General features: G+C 58.2%; 16 protein-coding genes, 1 other RNA gene and 1 riboswitch. Of the genes, 9 read left to right on the top strand and 8 right to left on the bottom strand.

Annotation, left to right across the window (positions count from 1 at the left end):
- Positions 1-27 precede the first annotated feature (27 nt).
- The 5 genes from OCV64_RS03265 to ffs all read right to left on the bottom strand — a co-directional run bounded on the left by OCV64_RS03265 (position 28) and on the right by ffs (position 4724).
- Positions 28-1401 carry an MATE family efflux transporter gene (locus OCV64_RS03265; RefSeq protein WP_262669322.1) on the bottom strand — a complete coding sequence of 458 codons (1374 nt, stop codon included), beginning with the start codon at positions 1399-1401 and terminating at the stop codon, positions 28-30.
- Between the two features lie 163 nt (positions 1402-1564).
- Positions 1565-1795, bottom strand: coding sequence for a hypothetical protein (locus OCV64_RS03260; protein WP_147570828.1), 231 nt, complete (start codon positions 1793-1795; stop codon positions 1565-1567).
- 302 nt (positions 1796-2097) lie between these two features.
- Complete coding sequence (locus tag OCV64_RS03255; RefSeq protein ID WP_147570827.1) at positions 2098-2445, bottom strand: YbaB/EbfC family nucleoid-associated protein; 348 nt, start codon at positions 2443-2445, stop codon at positions 2098-2100.
- Positions 2446-2472: 27 nt separating this feature from the next.
- Entirely contained in the window at positions 2473-4197 is a 1725-nt protein-coding gene (gene dnaX / locus OCV64_RS03250) for a DNA polymerase III subunit gamma/tau (RefSeq protein WP_262669321.1), read from the bottom strand.
- A 262-nt stretch (positions 4198-4459) separates the two neighbouring features.
- Positions 4460-4724, bottom strand: an RNA gene (ffs, locus tag OCV64_RS03245) — signal recognition particle sRNA large type.
- A 331-nt stretch (positions 4725-5055) separates the two neighbouring features.
- Positions 5056-5153: riboswitch (glycine riboswitch) on the top strand.
- A 116-nt stretch (positions 5154-5269) separates the two neighbouring features.
- Between ffs and OCV64_RS03240 the strand changes: the two genes are divergently transcribed.
- The 4 genes from OCV64_RS03240 to OCV64_RS03225 all read left to right on the top strand — a co-directional run bounded on the left by OCV64_RS03240 (position 5270) and on the right by OCV64_RS03225 (position 11148).
- Entirely contained in the window at positions 5270-6685 is a 1416-nt protein-coding gene (locus OCV64_RS03240) for an alanine/glycine:cation symporter family protein (protein ID WP_186852790.1), read from the top strand.
- Positions 6686-6801: 116 nt separating this feature from the next.
- Positions 6802-8169, top strand: a complete 1368-nt coding sequence (gene rlmD, locus OCV64_RS03235; RefSeq protein WP_262669320.1) for a 23S rRNA (uracil(1939)-C(5))-methyltransferase RlmD — start codon at positions 6802-6804, stop codon at positions 8167-8169.
- Positions 8170-8339: 170 nt separating this feature from the next.
- On the top strand, positions 8340-9674 hold the full coding sequence (locus OCV64_RS03230) for a sodium-dependent transporter (RefSeq protein ID WP_147570823.1): 1335 nt from the start codon (positions 8340-8342) through the stop codon (positions 9672-9674).
- 34 nt (positions 9675-9708) lie between these two features.
- Positions 9709-11148, top strand: coding sequence for an MATE family efflux transporter (locus OCV64_RS03225; protein WP_394803816.1), 1440 nt, complete (start codon positions 9709-9711; stop codon positions 11146-11148).
- Positions 11149-11208: 60 nt separating this feature from the next.
- Here the strand turns inward: OCV64_RS03225 and OCV64_RS03220 are convergent, their stop codons facing one another.
- The 3 genes from OCV64_RS03220 to OCV64_RS03210 all read right to left on the bottom strand — a co-directional run bounded on the left by OCV64_RS03220 (position 11209) and on the right by OCV64_RS03210 (position 12996).
- Positions 11209-12102, bottom strand: coding sequence for a C40 family peptidase (locus OCV64_RS03220; RefSeq protein WP_262669319.1), 894 nt, complete (start codon positions 12100-12102; stop codon positions 11209-11211).
- Positions 12103-12154: 52 nt separating this feature from the next.
- A complete protein-coding gene (locus OCV64_RS03215) occupies positions 12155-12445 on the bottom strand; it encodes a hypothetical protein (protein WP_147570821.1) in 291 nt (96 codons plus the stop codon).
- Between the two features lie 179 nt (positions 12446-12624).
- A complete protein-coding gene (locus OCV64_RS03210) occupies positions 12625-12996 on the bottom strand; it encodes a metal-dependent transcriptional regulator (RefSeq protein WP_147570820.1) in 372 nt (123 codons plus the stop codon).
- Positions 12997-13192: 196 nt separating this feature from the next.
- Here OCV64_RS03210 and OCV64_RS03205 point away from each other — a divergent pair, with 196 nt between their 5' ends.
- The 5 genes from OCV64_RS03205 to rpoB all read left to right on the top strand — a co-directional run bounded on the left by OCV64_RS03205 (position 13193) and on the right by rpoB (position 20472).
- Positions 13193-13405: a FeoA family protein gene (locus OCV64_RS03205; RefSeq protein WP_147570819.1), complete on the top strand. Its 213-nt coding sequence runs from the start codon at positions 13193-13195 to the stop codon at positions 13403-13405.
- Positions 13406-13417: 12 nt separating this feature from the next.
- Positions 13418-13639, top strand: a complete 222-nt coding sequence (locus OCV64_RS03200) for a FeoA family protein (protein WP_186852787.1) — start codon at positions 13418-13420, stop codon at positions 13637-13639.
- Between the two features lie 101 nt (positions 13640-13740).
- Complete coding sequence (feoB, locus tag OCV64_RS03195; protein ID WP_262669318.1) at positions 13741-15975, top strand: ferrous iron transport protein B; 2235 nt, start codon at positions 13741-13743, stop codon at positions 15973-15975.
- Positions 15976-16022: 47 nt separating this feature from the next.
- Entirely contained in the window at positions 16023-16172 is a 150-nt protein-coding gene (locus OCV64_RS03190; RefSeq protein ID WP_240286987.1) for a FeoB-associated Cys-rich membrane protein, read from the top strand.
- A 439-nt stretch (positions 16173-16611) separates the two neighbouring features.
- Positions 16612-20472: a DNA-directed RNA polymerase subunit beta gene (gene rpoB, locus OCV64_RS03185; RefSeq protein WP_262669317.1), complete on the top strand. Its 3861-nt coding sequence runs from the start codon at positions 16612-16614 to the stop codon at positions 20470-20472.
- The last annotated feature ends 14 nt before the right edge of the window (positions 20473-20486 follow it).

Genomic DNA, 20486 nt, shown 5'->3' with positions numbered 1-20486 from the left:
TATTCGTCAGGCCGTTATATTTGTATGTCATACCCGTTCCTTCCCAAATTCTCTCAGAAAATAGTGTACCATGATGGTGCCGGAAATGAGGAAGGCTGCCAGGTCGGAGACGGCCTGGGTGAGCTCCAGACCGGTGAGACCCAACTGCCAGGACAGGAGGTAGACCAGAGGGATGAACACGCCCTGGCGGCAGACGGCCAGGATGGTGGCCCGGACAGACTTGCCCAGGGACTGGAAGAACATATTGGCGAAGGTGAGCACCGCCCCCAGTGGGAGGGTAAAGCACTGGTAGCGGAAGGCCCGGGTGCCGATGTCGATGACCATAAGGTCGTCCCGGAACAGGGTGACGATTTGGGGGGCGAAGGCAAAGCCTACCACTGCGCATACTGTCAAGATGATGGTGCAGGTCTTGACGGACAACTTCACCGCCTCCTTGACCCGGTCCAGCCGTCCGGCCCCGTAATTATAGCCTAACACTGGCTGGAAGCCCTGGCCGAAGCCGATGACGATGGACTGGATGAAGGTGAACACCTTGGTAACGATGGCCAGAGCGGCCACCGCCGCGTCGCCGTATATCTTGGCGTTGAAGTTCAGTGCCATAGTGGACAGGGACAGGATGCCCTGGCGGAAGAAGGAGGGCATTCCCTGCTTCAGAATGGACAGATAGAGCTTGGGGGAGCGGGAGATACAAGAGGGGCTGACTCTTAAATCACTTTTCTTCAACAGGAAGAAGGAGGCGAGAATGCACAGACTGACACACTGACTCAGCAGGGTAGCGATGGCCGCCCCGGCGATGCCCAGGTCAAAGATAAAGATGAAGACGGGGTCCAGGACCATGTTGAGCACACCACCAGTGCCCAGGCCAAAGACGGCCAGGCTGGCCTTCCCCTGCCAGCGGAGCAGGTTGTTCAGGGTAAAGGACAGGACCATCACTGGGCAGCCCATCAGAATATAGCGGGCGTAGTCCATGGCGTAGGGGTAGATGGTCTCCGTACTGCCCAGGGCCCAAATCAGGCTGCCCAGGTTACCCAGGCCGAGGGCGGCCAGCAGCAGCCCGAGGACCAGGGCCATGAGGACGGCGCTGGAGGCGTAGGCATCCGCGTCACGGTGATTCCCCTGGCCCATCAGACGGGCGGCAATGGAGCCGGAGCCCATGCCCACCGTGAAGCCAACGGCCTGGATGATGGACATGATGGAAAAGACGATACCTACCGCGCCGGAGGCGCTGGTGCTCAACTGGGACACGAAATAGGTATCGGCCATGTTGTAGATGGAGGTGACCATCATGCTGATGATGGTGGGGATGGCCAGTGTGACGATCAGAGAAGGGACGGGGGTTTCCAGCATCTTGGTCCGCTGGTCAGGCGGTTCATGGAGCTGGTGCTGATGAAACAGGGGCATTTCCTCACTTCTTTCCAGACAGTGAAAGCTCCCGCCCCGGCGCCGCCACGCCGGACAGAGAGGGGAGGGGTCACTGTTCTCTTTTTCTTTCATTTTATACTGATTTTAGCTCTATGGCAAGAAAAAAAGCAGGACCGAAAGCCCGGTCCTGCATTTGTAATAGTCAACTCTGTTCCTTTGGCCGAATCCAGATGCGGTAAGTCAGATACACCAGGGGGAGCCGGGCAAGGGGAAGGAGGAGCCAGGGATACCAGCCCTTCCAGAGATACAGCCCACCAGTGATGAGAGAGGACAGAACGGTCAGGCAGGCGAATACGCCGAACCACATGGCGGCCTGAACGCAAAACCGCGCCTCCCCCTCCTCTTCATAGCGGATCTGGTCATAAAAGGACATACGGGCAAAACTATATATGGGGAAACAGATGGGGAAAAACAGTCTTGAGATAACTTGTGGGAAAGAAGAGTAGAGGATCCAGAGAGAGGACTCGATTCCCCAAGTAATTAAAATCAGGGTGGCTGGGATCTCTTGCTTATACCTGCGTTTTATAATGAGCCCCCCTTCGATAAAACATGGACTTGTATGAGATTGATATTTATAGCATGGTAAAAACATACTATAAAATCAAATAATTGTCAAATAAAACTGTAAAAATAAATAAAAAGCCGCCCGGTTTGGGCGGCTTGAAGGGTTAAAAATCAGAAAGGAAGACCCAGTCCACCGGTGATGGACTGCATAGTGGAGGCGGCGTCGCTGTCAGCGGCCCGCATGGCCTCATTGACGGCGGCCACGATCATGTCCTGGAGCATCTCCACGTCGTCGGGGTCCACGGCCTCCGGGTCGATGACCAGAGCCTTCAGCTCATGCTTGCCATTGACGGTGGCGGACACCACCCCGCCGCCGGCCGCGGCCTGGTACTCCTTCTCCTGCAGCTCCTGCTGCAAACGCATCATGTCCTGCTGCATCTTCTGGGCCTGCTTGAGCATATTCATGTTCATGCCGCCGCCCATGCCGGGCATACCGCGGCCGCCAAAACCTTTTGCCATATCAAACACTCCTTTTTGTCCTGAATCTTATTGTATGATGATGTTGTCAAACTTTTCCCCAAAGGCCAGCAGCTGGTCCAGAGCATCACCGGAGCCCTTCGACTGGGGGGAGGGCTGGCTGGGAGCGGGAGACAGGTCCTCCTCGGGGGGCCTGCCGGCGACGATGCTCACTCTGGGCTGTCCGCCGAAAGCGTCGCCCGCAGCGCGGGCCAGCCCCTCCAGAATGGCGGGCTTGTTGAGCATGGAGCGGGTGAACTCACTGTCTGTCCACAGGGTCAACTGCCCATTTTTCCACACGCCGGTCACCTTGGACGGATTGTGGAGATAGGGCAGGACGGAGGGTGACACCTTTCCCTTCAACCCAGCCGCAAAGGCGGGCCAAAAAGACCGATCCCCTCCGCCAGAGCCGGGCACGGCGGGCACCGGCGTGGGGGCGGGAGCCTCCACGGGAACATCAAATACGCGCTCCGGTTCTTCCGGAGGCTCCTCTGGCAGCGGGGGGCGGTCATCCCAGGGGGGCGGATCCTCCGCGGGAGAGGGCGCCGGTCCGGCGGGAACGCTGGGGGCGGTAGGGGTGGATGGAGGGGGAGCGGCCGGAACAGGCGCCCCGCCAGCCAGCAGCTCCTCCAGCCGTGCCACCCGGGCAGACAGTCCGGCGGCGGAGCCATCTAGACTCTCATCGCATAAGCGGATCAGGCACAGCTCCGCGTCGGTCCGGCGGTTGCTGCTCCGCGGCAGCTCCGCGGCGGTGGATTGGAGTAAAGTCAGCGCCTGGAGCAAACGGGCGGCGGAGAATTGCCCGCCTAGCTGGCGCATAGTGGCCTCGTCGTACCCTCCGGCCAGCAGGGAAGTCCCTCCCTGGGGCGCCGTCTTCCGCAGTAGCAGGTCTCGGGCCAGGGAGGACAACTCACCGAGCACGGAGCCCACATCCTTACCGTTGCCGTACAGACGGCCTAGGGTGTCCAGGGCGGCGGCGGCGTCCCGCCCGGCAATATGGCCCATGAGTTTAGCGGTTTCCAGGTTGCCCGCCAGACCCAGCGTGTCCAGAATGGTCTGCTCGTCTACCCTCTGCCCCCCGCCGGAGCACTGGTCCAGCAGGGATAGGGCATCCCGCAGTCCACCATCCGCCAGGCGGGCCAGCAGAGCCGCGCCCTCGGCGGTCAGGTCGATGCCCTCCTGCCCAGCCACATATTCCAAACGCTGTGCAATTTGACCGGGGAGGATCCGCTTGAAGGAGAACTGTTGACACCGGCTTTTGATGGTAGCGGGCACCTTATGCAGCTCGGTGGTAGCCAGGATGAACAGAAGGTGGGGAGGCGGCTCCTCCAGTATTTTCAGCAGGGCGTTAAAAGCGGGGGTGGACAGCATATGGACCTCGTCCACGATGTAGACCCGTTTTTTGACGGCGGCAGGGGTGTAGACCGCCTCATCCCGCAGGGCTCGGACTTGGTCTACGCCGTTGTTGGAGGCGGCGTCCAGCTCCAGTACATCCAAAATGGAGCCATTCTCAATGCCCAGGCAGGCGGGGCACTGGTTGCAGGGGTCACCGTTCTGAGGGTTTTCACAGTTGACCGCCCGAGCCAGAATCTTGGCGCAGGTTGTCTTGCCGGTGCCTCGGGTGCCAGTGAACAGATAGGCGTGGGACAGCCTGCCACCTGCCACCTGTTGGCGCAGAGTCTCGGTGATGTGGGATTGGCCTACCACATCCTCAAAGGTGCGGGGCCGCCACTTTCGGTATAGGGCCTGGTACATCAAATCACCTCACGGAGAAAAACAGCCCCGCCGTTTGGGGCGGAGCCAATTTAAAAACAAAAACCACAGAATGGATGAGGACTGCCGCTTGCGGCAGTAGGAATAATATGGAGTTTGCAGGAAAAAGAGGGCCGTAATCGGCCCCCAAAGGACAGCCCAGCGGAGCGGGTGTCCTTTGGAAAAGGAGAAGCAACGAAATGAGTGAGGACTGCCGCTTGCGGCAGTACGAATGATATGGAGTTTGCTTCGACGCGGAGTAAGACCGCACACCGGCCTTTGAAGCGTGAAATATGCCCGTTACCTGGACAGCCGGCTCAAGAACAGTGACCCCACGGCACACGGAGCGGACCGCTTAGTGCTGCTCGGTTCCCCGCCTGACACGGTTCACGGGACCCCGTTGCGCGGGACCGGTCTATCATCACTGCTTATCCAGGGCAGACGACACATTACACGTCCGGGGGCCGGGATTCATCCCCGCTGTAGCGGATTGCGGGTATAGGGCACCGCTATCTCCCCGACTAGTGCGGCCTTGCTCCGCGCCGAAGCGGAACAACGCTATCATGTATTTTACTATATCCGAGGGAATTTATCAATGAAAAATTTAAAAGGGGGAAAACAGAGGCGAGAGCCTGGAAGAATGCCTCTTTTCAAGGCGGACTGCACAAAAAACAAGGCCCGGCGCACAGAAATTCCACTGTGAGAGAATAAATGTCCACCAGAGGTTGACAAAATCCGCCGGGTGTGGTATGGTAACGGAGCAACTGAATAGGACAGACGAAGTATCCAGGAAAATGGCCAGACGGCATGCCGAAGGAGTAACACTCTCAGGTGTCCCCAGAGGGGATGAGGACTGGATGCGGATGTAACTCTGGAGAAACTCGAAAACGAGTGCCGAAGGTGCAAGGCGGGGCGGCGTGTCCCGTTAATCTCTCAGGCAAAAGGACAGAGGAAACAGATGCCCTGTGGGCATCTGTTTTACACGTGCGCAGGTGCGCTGGGCGTGTATTCTCCGGAGCGGTCGGTTTATTCGGTCGTTCCGTTTTTATTTTTGTAGGAGAGGAAAGAGTATCAAATGCAAGAATTGGTTGCGTCCATGGAATCGGCACTATATCCTGTCGTAGTAAGCATTAATACCTATTTGTCCAACTATATCCTGGTCTTCCTGCTCATCGGAGTCGGTCTCTGGTACTCCATCAAGACCCGCTTTGTCCAGGTGCGCTGCTTTGGGGAGGGGATGAGAAAGGTTTTTGGGAACCTGTCCCTCCACGGCGGAAAACAGGAGCACGGCATGAGTTCCTTCCAGGCCTTAGCTACCGCCATCGCGGCCCAGGTGGGCACCGGCAACATCGTGGGCGGATCGGGGGCCATCCTGGCCGGCGGCCCCGGCGCCATCTTCTGGATGTGGGTCATCGCCTTCTTTGGTATGGCTACCATCTACGCGGAAGCCACCCTGGCTATCCAGACCAGGCAGAAGAGCGACGATGGCTCCTACAAGGGCGGGCCCGTTTACTACATCACGACTGCCTTTAAGGGCGGCTTCGGCAAGTTCCTTGCCGGATTCTTTGCTGTGGCCATCATCCTGGCCCTGGGCTTCATGGGCTGCATGGTTCAGTCCAACTCTATCGGCTCCACCTTTGAAACAGCCTTCGGTGTGCCCTCCTGGATCGTGGGCATCGTGCTGGTAGTCATCTGTGGCTTCATCTTCGTGGGTGGTGTACAGCGGCTGGCCTCTGTCACTGAAAAGCTGGTCCCCATCATGGCTGTGATTTTTCTGGTAGGCGGACTGGGTGTCCTTGCCGCCCGCATCCAGTATATCCCCGCCACCTTCGCCATGATCTTTCAGTACGCCTTCCAGCCCCAGGCCATCATCGGCGGCGCTTTCGGCTACGCCTTGAAGGAGGCCATCAGTCAGGGCGCGAAGCGGGGCCTGTTCTCCAACGAGGCCGGCATGGGCTCCACCCCCCACGCCCACGCCCAGGCCAATGTTACCGACCCCCACGATCAGGGAGTGGTGGCTATGATCGGTGTATTCATGGATACCTTTGTGGTGCTGACTCTGAATGCTCTTGTGGTCATCTCCACCCTGTATACCCCCGGCGGGCCGCTGGCCGAGTGCGGCGCGGCCGCCGCCAGCCAGGTACTGAATAAGACCAACCTGGCCCAGACCGCCTTCGGCTCCGTCTTTGGCGCCGAGGCGGGGGCTATGTTCGTGGCCATCTGTCTGTTCTTCTTCGCCTTCTCTACTATCCTGAGCTGGAATCTGTTTGGCAAGATCAACGTAGTCTATCTGTTCGGCAAGAAGGGCGCCGTAGTCTACTCGATCCTGGCGCTTGGGTTTATTTTCCTGGGTACTGTGACCGGAAGCGACTTTGTGTGGGAGCTGACCGATATGTTCAACAACCTGATGGTTATCCCCAACGCCATTGCCCTCTTCGCCCTGACCGGTTTGGTGGTCAGGACCACTCACGGTGTGGGTGTGAAAAAGTAACGCGAGTCTGTCCCTCTCCAGGGGGGCGTCCGGACTGGTCCGGGCGCCCCTTTTTGTCCTTTACCACAGAGGCGGGACATGATATAGTATTGCTGAAAAGAAAGTGGGGTGGCCTCATGGCGGATTGGAAGAAGAATAGTATCCACGCCTTGGATATCACCGGATACACCGCAGAGGGGATGGGGGTGGCCCGGCTGGAGGGCCGGGTGGTCTTTGTGCCCTTTACCATCGCGGGCGAGCGATGGAACGTCCGGTTAGAGAAGGTGAATAAGACGGTGGCCTGGGGCCGGGGAGTGGAGCTGTTGCGGCCGTCGCCGGAGCGGTTGGAACCCGGTTGCCCTGTTTTCGGCAGATGCGGTGGCTGCCAGTTCCGACACATGACTTACGACGAGGAGCTTCGGGCCAAGGGGCAGCGCATCGCCGACGCCCTGGAGCGGGTAGGCGGCGTAAGACTGGAGCTGCCCCCGGTGCTGGGGGCAGAGAAGCCCGACCGCTATCGAAACAAGGTCCAATTCCCAGTGGATCGAGCGGAAGACAGGGTCCGGGCGGGTTATTACCGGGCCAGGAGCCACCAAGTGTTGGAGGTGGAGGACTGCCTGCTTCAGCCGGAGCGGGTCTCGCGCCTCCAACGCGCCTTTGAAGAATGGGCGGCTCATCTCCCTTCCGAGTATCATATGGAGGGCCGGTTCGTCGTGCGCCACCTCTATGTCCGGACCAACAGTAGGGGTGAGGCGCTGGTCTGTGTCGTGGCCTGGAAGCCTGTGCTGCCCGGTGCGGACCGACTGGTGTCAGCCCTGCGGGAGTGCGAGCCAGGTGTAGTGGGTGTGGTGCTCAATGTCAACCCGGCGGACACCAACGTCATCCTGGGTCCGGAGTACCACACCCTCTGGGGGAGGGACTATCTGGAGGAGGAACTGTGCGCCTATACCTTCCGCCTGTCTGTGCCATCCTTTTTCCAGATCAACCGGGCACAGACAGAGCGGCTATACGCTGTGGCTCTGGACTTTGCCGCCCTGACCGGAAGGGAGACCGTGCTGGATCTGTACTGCGGCATCGGCACCATCTCCCTGGCCCTCTCCCGGAGGGCCGCAAAAGTGATCGGCGCGGAGATCGTTCCCCAGGCCATCCAGGACGCCAGAGAGAACGCCAGGAGAAACGGCGTGGAAAACACAGAATTTTTCTGCGGTGACGCCGGGGCGGTGGCCGCCAGGCTAAGTGGGGAGGGAGTTCGCCCCCAGGTCATCTGTGTGGACCCGCCCCGGAAGGGGCTCCAACCGGAGGTGCCTGCCATCCTGGCCGGCATGGCTCCGGAACGGATCGTCTATGTGTCCTGTGATCCGGCCACCCTGGCCAGGGATGTGAGGCGGTTTGGGGAGCTGGGCTATCGGGCGGTGAAGGCACAGGGGGTGGATCTGTTTCCACGGACCGCCCATGTGGAAACGGTGGTGCTTCTGTCGCGGGAGTCGGAGATCGATGTTGGTTAAGGAGGAGCATATGAAGACAAAAAGATATAAATATTTTTTGGGGGGTAATAAAGAAATCAAGAATAAGTCCATGGTACTAGACAGTCTATTCCTTTTGTGATAGTATAAAAAACTGATTCGCTGGAGCAGATCTTTTAAAAAGTGAAACTTGAAATTAGGAGAATCAGAGTATGGCAAATCAGAAAAAACACCAGAACGGGGGATTTAGTTCCTCCATAGGCTTTGTCATCGCCTGTGTTGGTTCAGCTGTGGGGCTGGGTAACATTTGGTTGTTTCCCTATCGGCTGGGCCAGTATGGAGGGGCGGCCTTCCTGATCCCCTATCTGCTGTTCGTTTTCCTGTTTGGCTGGGTGGGCCTGTCCGCTGAGTTCGGCATCGGCCGTCTGGCGGGTACTGGGACCATCGGCGCCTATGAGCGGTGCTTTCAGGAGCGGGACCCTAGACTGAAGCGGGTGGGCAGCGTGGTCAGCTGGCTGCCTCTGATGGGATCCCTGGGTATCGCCATCGGCTATGCTGTCATTCTGGGCTGGGTGCTCAACAGCCTGGCCGGCGCCCTGTCCGGAACTTTGATGACGGCGGAGCCCACTGCCTTCTTCACGGCGGCCGCCTCTCACTTTGGCAATCCCCTGTGGCATACCGTAGTGATAGCTATGGTCTGCCTGGTGCTGATGTTCGGCGTCACCTCTGGTATCGAAAAGGTGAGCCGTATCCTAATGCCCTTGTTCTATGTCCTGTTCATCATTCTGGCCATCTGGGTGGCTACTTTACCTGGGGCGGGAGAGGGCTACCGCTTCCTGCTGGTCCCAGACTGGTCCAAGCTGCTGGAGCCATACACCTGGGTCATGGCCATGGGGCAGGCTTTTTTCTCCCTGTCTATCACTGGCTCTGGAATGATCGTGTACGGAGCTTATTTGGACAAGAAGGAGGATATCCCCAAGGCGTCCCTGCGGACGGCAATCTTTGATACCATGGCCGCCCTGCTGTCCGCCTTGGCCATCATGCCGGCTGTCTTTGCCTATGGCCTAGACGTGAAATCCGGCCCGCCTCTCATGTTCATCACTCTGCCCACCGTGTTCCAGCAGATGCCTATGGGCCGGCTGTTTGCCGCGTTTTTCTTCCTGTCAGTCCTGTTTGCCGGTCTTACCTCTCTGATCAATATGTTTGAGGCCGTGTCCGAGAGCTGGCAGACACACTTCAAGCTGGGGAGAAAGACGGCGGTAGTCATCTGTTCTGCACTGACAATTGGAGTAGGGATCTTCATGGAGTCAGAGGAGCGGGTAGGAGCTTGGATGGACTTTATCACCATCCAAGTGGTCCCCATCGGAGCTGTGCTGGGTGCCATCTCCATCTACTATGTGCTGGGGTGGAGCAAGCTTCGGAAAGAACTGGAGACCGGCAGGCAAAAGCCACTGAGCAGGGCGTTTGGTCCTGTGGGAAAGTATGTCTATGTGCCCTTGACGATCTTGGTGGTCATTCTGGGATTTGTGTTCCACGGGATTGGCTGAGTGAGGAATTTGAGAAATTGGAAGGGAGAGGTCTGTGTTGAAACAGAGGAGCGTCAAGAGGCGATATGAGATCGATATGTGCAACGGGTCCATAGCGGATAAGATCCTTCTCTTTGCTTTGCCGCTGATGGCCTCCAGTCTGTTGCAGCTGCTGTTCAACGCCGCCGACGTAGTGGTGGTGGGTAAATTCGCCGGCAAGGAAGCCCTGGCGGCAGTAGGGTCCAATACGGCCCTGATTAACCTGCTGATCAATCTGTTTGTGGGCCTCTCCGTGGGCACCAATGTGGTGGTAGCCAGAGATTTGGGGGCCGGGCGCCACGACAATGTGAGCCGCAGCGTCCACACCTCCATGACCCTGGCGCTCATCAGTGGTGTGGTCATGACGGTGTTCGGCACAGTCATGGTCCGCCAGCTGCTAGAGTGGATGTCCTCCCCCACCGACGTCATCGACTTGGCCACCGTCTACCTGCGCATCTACTTCTTTGGGATGCCCGCCCTGCTTACTTACAACTTTGGGGCGGCCATCCTGCGGGCTCAGGGGGACACCCGCCGTCCCCTGTACTTTCTCTTTTTATCCGGCGTAGTCAACGTGGTACTAAACCTGTTTTTCGTCATCGTCCTGCATATGGATGTGGCCGGTGTGGCGCTGGCCACTATCATCTCCCAGTATATCTCCGCCGCTCTAGTGGTTTGGTGCCTGGTGCGGGAGGAGGGGGCTCTCCGGTTGGAATTGAATAAGCTGGGCCTTCAGTGGTCGGTCATCCGCCGTATCCTCCAGGTGGGCCTGCCGGCGGGCTGCCAGGGAGTGGTGTTCTCCCTGTCTAACGTGGTCATCCAGTCGGCCATCAACTCCTTTGATGACCCAGTGCTGGCCGCCGGCTCCTCTGCCTCCGCCAGCATTGAGGGCTTTGTCTACGCCGCCATGAACGCCTTTTATCAGACGGCCATCACCTTTGTGGGGCAGAACTACGGAGCCGGAAAGTGCAAGCGAGTGGACCGCATCGCGGTCCAGTGCGTCTCTTTTTCGGTCATAAGCGGCCTGGCATTTGGTAATCTTGCCTATTTCTTTGGCGAGACTCTGGCTGGCTTCTATGTCCCTGCCGGGGAGCATGAGGTCATTGCCCAGGCGCTTATCCGGTTGTCTTTTATCGCCTGCCCCTATTTTATCTGCGGCATCATGGATACGCTGGTAGGTGTCCTTCGGGGGATCGGCTATTCGGTGGTTCCCATGGTGGTCTCCCTAGTGGGGGCCTGCGGCCTGCGTCTGGTGTGGGTGGCGGTGATATTCCCGGTCTATCACACAGCCTCCTGCCTGTACATCTCCTATCCCATCAGTTGGCTGGTCACTGGTGCGGTCCATCTGATCTTCTTCCTGTGTGTACGGAAGCGGGCATATGCCAAGGTGGAGGGCAGCGACTTAACAGCGTTGGAGGGTCGGCATCCCCCGCTCTCCCAGGAGGCAGAGCGGCAGTAAAAAAACAGAGCGGGTCCCATAGGGGACCCGCTCTGTTTTTATAGTAATTTTGAGAGAAAATCAGACCAGGCGGCGTCCGCCCACAAAGCCGGTGGTGTAATAGGCGTAATCCATATCGCTGACAATGACGCCCACCGTGGAAGTGGAGGCATGGACAAACTGGTTGTTGCCGATGTAAATTCCCACATGGGATGCCCGCTTGCTGCCGGTACCGGATTTTTTGAACATGACCAGGTCGCCGGGCTGGAGCTCGCTCATGGAAACAGGAGTACCGTTATCCAGCTGGGTGGAGGCGGTGCGATTGATGGTGATGCCAAACTGCTTATAGACATAGCTGGTAAAGCCAGAGCAGTCAAAGCCTTTGGGGCTGCTGCCGCCATACACATAGGGATACCCCACGAACTGGAGGGCATAATCGGCGATTTCCTGTCCCTTGCTGATTTGGGAGGGGTCTACGATGGTCACATACTCGGTGCTGATATAGCCGTTTTCAATACGGTACCAGCCGTCGCTCTCCTCCAGCAGTTCGACGACCCTGCCCGCGGCTAGGCTCCCTACCTTTTCGTGGTCAGTGCTGGGGCCAGAGCGAACGTTCAGGGAGGAGGCGGTAATCCGGCCAAAGGTACTGACAGCTTCCGCGTCAGCCTCTGCGGCCAATGCGACGGCCTGCTCCTGGCCCTCCTCATGGACCACCAGATACTCCCCCGAAACGAAGCCGGAGATTCCCTCATGGGCGATTTTGTACCAGCCGTTTTCGGCCTGTTCCAGCACCTCTACCTGGGTGCCGTCGGACAGCTTGGTTAGAATTTGACTGCTGGTGTTGGGATCGGCCCGGACCCGAAGGGGGTCGCCCCCGGAATTGACAGTACCCGAGGCGGCCAGGACAGGGGCCGCGAGGGTGCTGGAAACCAGAAGGGCGGCGGTGAGCCGGGTGATGGTCATCTTCAGGTGCATAGCTGAGATCCTCCCAAATCCTTTTCTATTTCTGATGGTCAGCCAACAGGGGTCACTTGCCGTTCAAAGAGCGGTCCAGCCACACGGCGGCGATATCCATGGCCGCATAGAGGCTGTCTTTTTCACTTTTCTTGACCACACGGTCCCGTCCCCGCAGATCGGGGTCAGTCAGCTGGAGCTGGACGGCCACCTTATCTGCCATCTCCAGGCCGTTGACGGTCTTGGTAGACAGGATCTGGAGCATGATAATATATTTCTCGGCCATAGTGCCGTAGTAAATCAGGTTGTCTTTCCGACGCAGGGGATGCCCTTTATAGGAAAGAGGAATATTCTCAGAAGCCACTATGAATCCCTCCTTGCTCAAAACTTGTAACCGAATTGTAACATATTTGCCGCCGTCTGTCAAATCCTTTCCCAAAGAATTGGATGGAAAAATACGGAGAGAAAAGAAAAAAGCCGCTCTATGGGCGGCTTTTATGCTGAGAGCGGACCTGATATGGGAAAGAAGGCCGTTTCCAAGGCCTATTTTGTATGTTGCCGGACATGGGCTTTAATCTTTTCAAAGGATTCATCGCTGAGGTCATGTTCGATCTTACAAGCGTCCGCCGCCGCGGTCTTTGGGTCAACCCCCAGCCGAACCAGAAGCTGAGTCAACAGCTTGTGGCGGTCATAAATCCGCTGGGCAATCGCCTCTCCCGGGGGAAGCAGAGTGATATGCCCGTCCCCATCCATTTCAATGTATCCGTTTTCCCGCAGCCGTTTCATAGCCACGCTGACGCTGGGCTTTGTGTAATCCAGGTGGTGGACAATGTCTATGGAGCGGACCATTCCCAGCTGTTCCCGCAGGATCAAAATGGCCTCCAGATAATCCTCAGCCGATTCGTGGATATTCATCTAAAGTCCTTCCTTCCTGGCAACTCTTTGTACCAAGGGTAACATAAACGCCAGAAAAAGGCAAGGACTTTCAAATAGGGGTTGACAAGGAAAGTTAGTTGTGATAAACTCCACAGACGAAAAGGGGTTAGTAAATGCTAACCTAGTTTTTCTGAGTGCGAGTTAGCTTTCGCTAATCATCTGAAGGAGGAGAGCTATGATGCCGCTGACGATGGCGAAGTCTGGGGAACGGGTTACGATCAAAAAGATCACAGGCAAGGACGAGATCCGTCAGCACCTGGCTGAATTGGGCTTTGTAGTGGACAGTGATATCACTGTGGTAAGTGAGATCGCGGGAAACCTGATCGTACAGGTCAAAGACAGCCGGATCGCCCTAGACAAGAGTATGGCGAACCGCATTATGATTTGAGGGGGAATAAGCATGAAGACATTGAAGGATGTGGCCGTGGGCCAGACTGCGGTTGTGGCCAAGCTCCATGGAGAAGGGCCGGTAAAGCGCCGGATCATGGACATGGGAATCACCAAGGGCGTCGAGATATTCGTCCGCAAAGTGGCTCCACTTGGAGACCCCATGGAATTAAATGTCCGGGGTTACGAGCTGTCGGTCCGGAAAAGTGACGCGGAGATGATCGAGGTCGTCTGAAAAGGCTCGGCTCCAGACGGTAAAATGCCGTCTGGCGAGAGCCGCTTTTTTCAGACAAAAAGTTAGCTATAACTAACAATCGAGAGGAGCAGAGGCGAGAAATGAACATCAAGATCGCATTGGCCGGCAATCCCAACTGTGGCAAGACCACCTTGTTCAACAGTTTGACCGGCGCAAACCAGTATGTGGGCAACTGGCCCGGCGTAACGGTAGAAAAGAAGGAAGGCAAGCTGAAGGGCTATAAGGACGTGATCATCCAGGACCTGCCCGGTATCTATTCCCTGTCCCCCTATACACTGGAGGAGGTAGTGGCCAGAAATTATCTGGTTAAGGAGCAACCCGACACCATTCTGAACATCGTGGACGGCACGAATATCGAGCGCAACCTGTACCTGACGACTCAGCTCATCGAACTGGGCCTGCCCGTAGTGGTGGCGGTCAACATGATCGACCTGGTCCGTAAGAATGGGGACCAGATCGACCTGAAAAAGCTGGGTGACTCTCTGGGCTGCCTAGTGGTGGAGATGTCAGCCCTGAAAGGGGAGGGCGGCATGGCGGCGGCCGAACAGGCTGTCTCGATGGCTAAAGCCCACCGGGTAGGAGAGCTGCCCCATGTGTTTACCGGCAGCGTGGAGCACGCCATCGCCCACATTGAGGAGTCCATTGAGGGAAGGGTGGCCGATCAGTATTTGCGCTGGTATGCCATCAAGGTCTTCGAGCGGGACGAGAAGGTGTTGGAGGAGTTGGCACTGGACAGCGAGCTGGCGGCCCATCTGGAGTCCCATATCGCTGACTGTGAGAAGGAACTGGATGACGATGCTGAGTCCATCATTACCAATCAGCGATATGCATACATAAACGGTGTCGTGTCCAGGGCGGTAAAGAAAAAGGCGGCCAAGGGCAGCCTCTCCATCTCCGACAGAATCGATCAGATCGTGACCAACCGAATCCTGGCCCTGCCCATATTCGCGGTGATCATGTATCTGATTTACACCATCGCCATGGGGACCTCTATTGTGGACGGCGGCATCGGGATCGGCACCTTCGGTACAGACTGGGCCAACGACACCCTTTTCGGTGAGATCGTGCCCGGCTGGTTCGACGCGATCCTGGGCGCCCTGGGCGTAGTGGAAGGCACCTGGGTCTACGGTCTGATCCAGGATGGTATTGTGGCCGGTGTGGGTGCTGTGCTCGGCTTTGTGCCCCAGATGCTGGTGCTGTTCCTCCTGCTGGCCATTCTGGAGGATGTGGGCTATATGGCTCGTATCGCCTTCATCATGGACCGGATTTTCCGCCGCTTTGGTCTGTCCGGCAAGAGCTTCATCCCCATGCTGGTGGCTACCGGCTGCGGCGTCCCCGGTATCATGGCTTCCCGAACCATCGAGCAGGACCGGGACCGGAAGATGACCGTTATGACCACCGGCTTCATCCCCTGCGGCGCGAAGATGCCCATCATCGGCCTGTTCGCCGGCGCTATCTTCGGAAACTCCTCCTGGGTAGCCACCTCTGCCTACTTTATTGGTATCGCCGCTGTCATCATCTCTGGCGTCATGCTCAAGAAATTCAAAGCATTTGCTGGTGAGCCCGCCCCCTTTGTCATGGAGCTGCCCACCTACCATGCCCCCTCTGCCGGCAATGTACTGCGGGCCACCTGGGAGCGGGGATGGTCCTTCATCAAGCGGGCTGGCACCGTTATCCTGCTTTCCTCCATCGTTCTCTGGTTCCTCCAGGGCTACGGCTTTGTGGAGGGCGTGTTCCAGGCTGTGGAGGACAACAACGACTCCCTGCTGGCCGTCATCGGCAACGCGGTCGCCTGGATCTTCTACCCCCTGGGCTGGGCCGGCGACTGGGCCTGGAAGGCTACGGTTGCCACAGTTACCGGACTCATCGCCAAGGAGGAGGTAGTCAACACCTTCGGCGTGCTGTACCACTATGCCGGCGAGATCGACCTGATGGAGGACTCCTCCCCCATCTGGACCATGGTGGCTGGCGACTTCAATGGCATCACCGCCTACTCCTTTATGATTTTCAACCTGCTGTGCGCTCCCTGCTTTGCCGCTATGGGCGCCATCAAGCGGGAGATGAACAACCCCAAGTGGACCCTGGGCGCCATCGGGTATATGTGCGGCTTTGCCTACGTCATCTCCATGATCGTCTATCAGATCGGCGGGCTCATCGCCGGTGTGGCCTCCTTCAGCGTGTGGACCGTAGTAGCGGCGGCTGCTCTGGTTCTCCTCCTCTTCCTGCTGTTTCGCAAGGGCTATCAGCCTGAGGGCGAGATCCACCACCTGACTTCCGTGGCCGCCGCTGAGGCGAAGAAAACTGCGAAGAAGTAAGAGAGCATTCATTTTCCTATCCTAAGCTATGAAAGGAGGGCGTGACGATGATACCGCCCATGATAGGAAACCTCATCGTGATCGCGGCCCTTGTGGCCGTGGCAGCCCTGGCAGTCCGCTCTATCTGGAAGGGCCATAAGAAGGGCGGACACTGCGGCGGCGACTGCGGCCAATGCGGCGGCTGCCATCATAAATAGACTTTCTCCCCCTTTATGAAAGGCCGGACGGGATAGCACCCGTCCGGCTTTCTTCCTTTCACATGGGGGTGGTAGATTGAAAACTGCTGTGTCCAAAGTCCGGATAGGTCTCCAGATAAGGTTTTATACCAAGGAAATTTTGGGAAAATAAAAGGAAGGCGCTTGACACAGCGCCTTCCCCATGGTACAATAAAATGCTTTTATGTCCCCTAAAAGAAAGAGCATAATCTCCCATGCTCTATCTTTAGTTTATCACAGGGCGGACAGAAAGACAAGAGTGACTTCAAGCAAAATAGCAACGCGCCCGGGTGTGCGGAAAAGCGGCGGAGTGCCGGATTTGTATAAATCGACGGCGAAAACGGCTGTTTTTCCCTGCATCCAGAGGAAAAAACGGAAGGACCAACCGTGGAATCAGAAGAAAGCGAGTTGATTTTTTAGCATGGTCAAGGACGTAATGTACGGCAAGACCCCGAGAAAGAGCTTTGCCCGCTACCAGGAGATCCTGGAGATGCCTAACCTGCTGGAGGTGCAGAAGACCTCCTACCAGTGGTTCCTGGACACCGGCCTGCGGGAGGTGTTCAAGGACGTCGGCCCCATCACCGACTATGCCGGCAATCTGGAGCTGACCTTTGTGGACTACTCCATGGATGAGAAGCCCAAGTACGACGTGGAGGAGTGCAAGGCCAGGGACGCCACCTACGCCGCCCCCATCAAGGTGAAGGTCCAGCTGCGCAACACCCAGAAGAAGAACGACCGGGTGTCGGAGCAGATCGCCGAGCAGGAGATCTTTATGGGAGACTTTCCCATCATGACCCAGGCCGGCACCTTCGTCATCAATGGCGCCGAGCGGGTCATCGTCTCCCAGATCGTCCGCTCTCCCGGTATGTATTACACCCGGACCGCGGACAAGGCGGACAACCTGACCTACACCACTACCGTCATCCCCTACCGGGGTGCCTGGCTGGAGTATGAAACCGATTTGTCCGACCTGTTCTATGTCCGCATCGATAAGAACCGCAAGCTGCCCATCACCTGCCTTATCCGTGCCCTGGGGCCCCGGACCGACGCTGAAATCATCGAGATGTTCGGCGAGGACGAGCGTATCCTGGCCACGATGGAGAAGGATGCCTGTAAGACCTATGAGGACGCCCTGCTGGAGATCTACCGCAAGCTCCGTCCTGGCGAGCCCCCCACGGTGGACTCCGCCCGGACCCTGCTGGACGCCACCTTCTTTGATCCCCGGCGCTATGATTTGTCCGCTGTGGGCCGCTATAAGTTCAACAAGAAGATGGCTCTGTGGTCCCGGCTGTCCGGCCAGAAGCTGGCCCTGCCCGTAGCCGATCCCCGCACCGGCGAGATCATCGCCGAGGAGGGAGAGGTCCTGACACGGGAGAGGGCCCACTTCCTGGACGACCGGGGCGTCAACGAGGCTGTCATCGACGTGGACGGTAAGCAGGTCAAGGTGTTTTCTAACAACATGGTCCACCTGAAGGACTTTGTGGACTTTGACCCTCAAGAGGTCGGCGTCAGCGAGATGGTCTATTTCCCCGCCCTGTGCGAGCTGCTGGACCAGTTCCAGGGGGAGGAACTGAAGGACGCCATCCGCGGCCATCTGGACGACCTGATCCCCAAGCACATCACTGTGCCTGACATCATGGCCTCTATCAATTACCTCAACTGTTTGGCCCACAACTCCGGCACCCCGGATGACATCGACCACCTGGGTAACCGCCGGCTGCGCTGTGTGGGCGAGCTGATTCAGAATCAGTTCCGCATCGGCTTCTCCCGTATGGAACGTGTTATCCGGGAGCGGATGACCACTCAGGACCTGGATGTGGTCACCCCCCAGAGCCTGATTAACATCCGCCCTGTCACCGCCGCCATCAAGGAGTTCTTCGGCTCCAGCCCCCTGTCCCAGTTCATGGACCAGACAAACCCCCTGGCCGAGCTGACCCACAAGCGCCGTCTGTCCGCTCTGGGCCCCGGCGGCCTGTCACGTGACCGGGCCTCCTTCGATGTCCGTGACGTCCATTACAGCCACTACGGACGCCTGTGCCCCATCGAGACCCCCGAAGGTCCCAATATCGGCCTGATTTCCTATCTGGCCTCCTACGCCCGTATCAACCGTTTCGGCTTTATTGAGACCCCCTACCGTAAGGTGGATAAGGAGACTGGCCGGGTTACCGACGAAATCACCTATATGACCGCCGATGTAGAGGACGAGTACACCATCGGCCAGGCCACTGAGCCCGTGGACGAGAACGGCTGCTTCGTCAACGAGCGTATCACCTGCCGTCACCGGAATGAGACCATTTCTGTGGATAAACACCAGGTGGACTATGTGGACGTGTCCCCCAAGATGATGGTGTCCGTGGCTACCGCCATGATCCCCTTCCTCCAGAACGACGACGCCAACCGTGCGCTGATGGGCGCCAACATGCAGCGCCAGGCCGTCCCCCTGCTCCGGCCCGAGGCTCCCATCGTGGCCACCGGCCAGGAGCACAAGAACTGCATCGACTCCGAAGTGGCCATCCTGGCGGAAGGCCCCGGCACGGTCACCAAGGTGTCCGCCCGGTATATCACCGTGGCTTATGACAACGGCCAGACCAAGGAGTACCGCCTAACTAAGTACCTGCGCTCCAACCACACCACCTGTATCAACCAGCGGCCCATCGTGGATGCCGGACAGCGGGTAGACTTCCAGGACGTGCTGGCAGACGGTCCCTCTACCGACCACGGCGAAATCGCCCTGGGCCGGAATATCCTCATGGGCTTCATGACCTGGGAGGGCTACAACTACGAGGATGCCATCCTGCTCAACGAGCGGATGGTGAAGGACGATGTATTTACCTCCATCCACATCGAGGAGTATGAGACCGAGGCACGGGACACCAAGCTGGGTCCCGAGACCATCACCCGTGATATCCCCAACGTGGGCGAGGACGCTCTGCGGGACCTGGACGAGCACGGCATCATCCGGGTGGGCGCCGAAGTCCATGCCGGCGACTACCTGGTGGGTAAGGTCACCCCCAAGGGCGAGGCGGAGGCCACTGCTGAGGAGAAGCTGCTCCGGGCCATCTTTGGAGAGAAGGCCCGTGAGGTCCGCGACACCTCTCTGAAGGTGCCCCACGGCGAGAGCGGCATCGTGGTGGATGTAAAGATCTTTACCCGTGAGAACGGCGACGAGATGTCCCCTGGCGTTAACCAGACCGTCCGGGTGTATATTGCTCAGAAGCGGAAGATCTCCGTGGGTGACAAGATGGCCGGCCGCCACGGCAACAAGGGCGTGGTGTCCCGCATCCTGCCCCAGGAGGATATGCCCTTCCTGCCCGACGGCACCCCCCTGGACATTGTGCTGAACCCCCTGGGCGTGCCCTCCCGTATGAACATCGGCCAGGTGCTGGAGGTCCATCTGGGATACGCCGCCAAGACCCTGGGCTGGAAGGTGGCCACCCCCATCTTCAACGGCGCCACCGAGAGCGATATTCAGGAGTGCCTGAAAATGGCCGGCCTGGCCCGTGAGGTGGGCTATGACGAGCCCCTTATCGGCAAGCAGCTCTATCTGGCCGGCGAGGGCGAGGAGGAGATGCGTGCCCTGTCCTCCGAGGAGATGGCCGACAGCGCCCAGGTCCGGGAGTGGCAGAAGGCGGGCAAACTTCGCCTGGTGGACGGCAAGAACTGGCTGTATGACGGCCGTACCGGCCAGCGATTTGACAACCCGGTTACCGTGGGCTATGTCTACTTCCTGAAGCTGCACCACCTGGTGGACGACAAGATCCACGCCCGTGCCACCGGCCCCTACTCCCTGGTCACCCAGCAGCCTCTGGGCGGCAAGGCCCAGTTCGGCGGCCAGCGGTTTGGCGAGATGGAGGTGTGGGCTCTGGAGGCCTACGGCGCCGCCTACACCCTACAGGAGATCCTGACGGTCAAGTCGGACGACGTGACCGGCCGTGTCAAGACCTACGAGGCCATCGTCAAGGGTCTGAATGTGCCCAAGCCCGGCGTGCCCGAGTCCTTCAAGGTACTGATTAAAGAGCTCCAGTCCCTGTGTCTGGACATCAAGGTACTGGACGACCAAGGGCAGGAGATCGAGCTGAAGGATGACGACGAGGACAACTACCAGCCCGTCCGGGACGATTTCTATGACCGGGACGATGACTTCGGCTATGAGAAGGACGCCGACTTCGCCTCCGCTGGAGGCTTCACCTTCAAGGGAGAGAGCGATGACGACGACCTTACCTTGGATGTGACCGATGAGGAGAGCCCGGAGGACGGGCTGTTCTCTGACGAGGACTTTTGAGTACGGGAGGAGAT

Source organism: Muriventricola aceti (assembly GCF_025567565.1).
Lineage (GTDB): Bacteria > Bacillota > Clostridia > Oscillospirales > Oscillospiraceae > Lawsonibacter > Lawsonibacter aceti.
The sequence above is the reverse complement of the archived record's forward strand: the minus strand, read 5'-3'. Positions and strand labels throughout refer to the sequence as shown.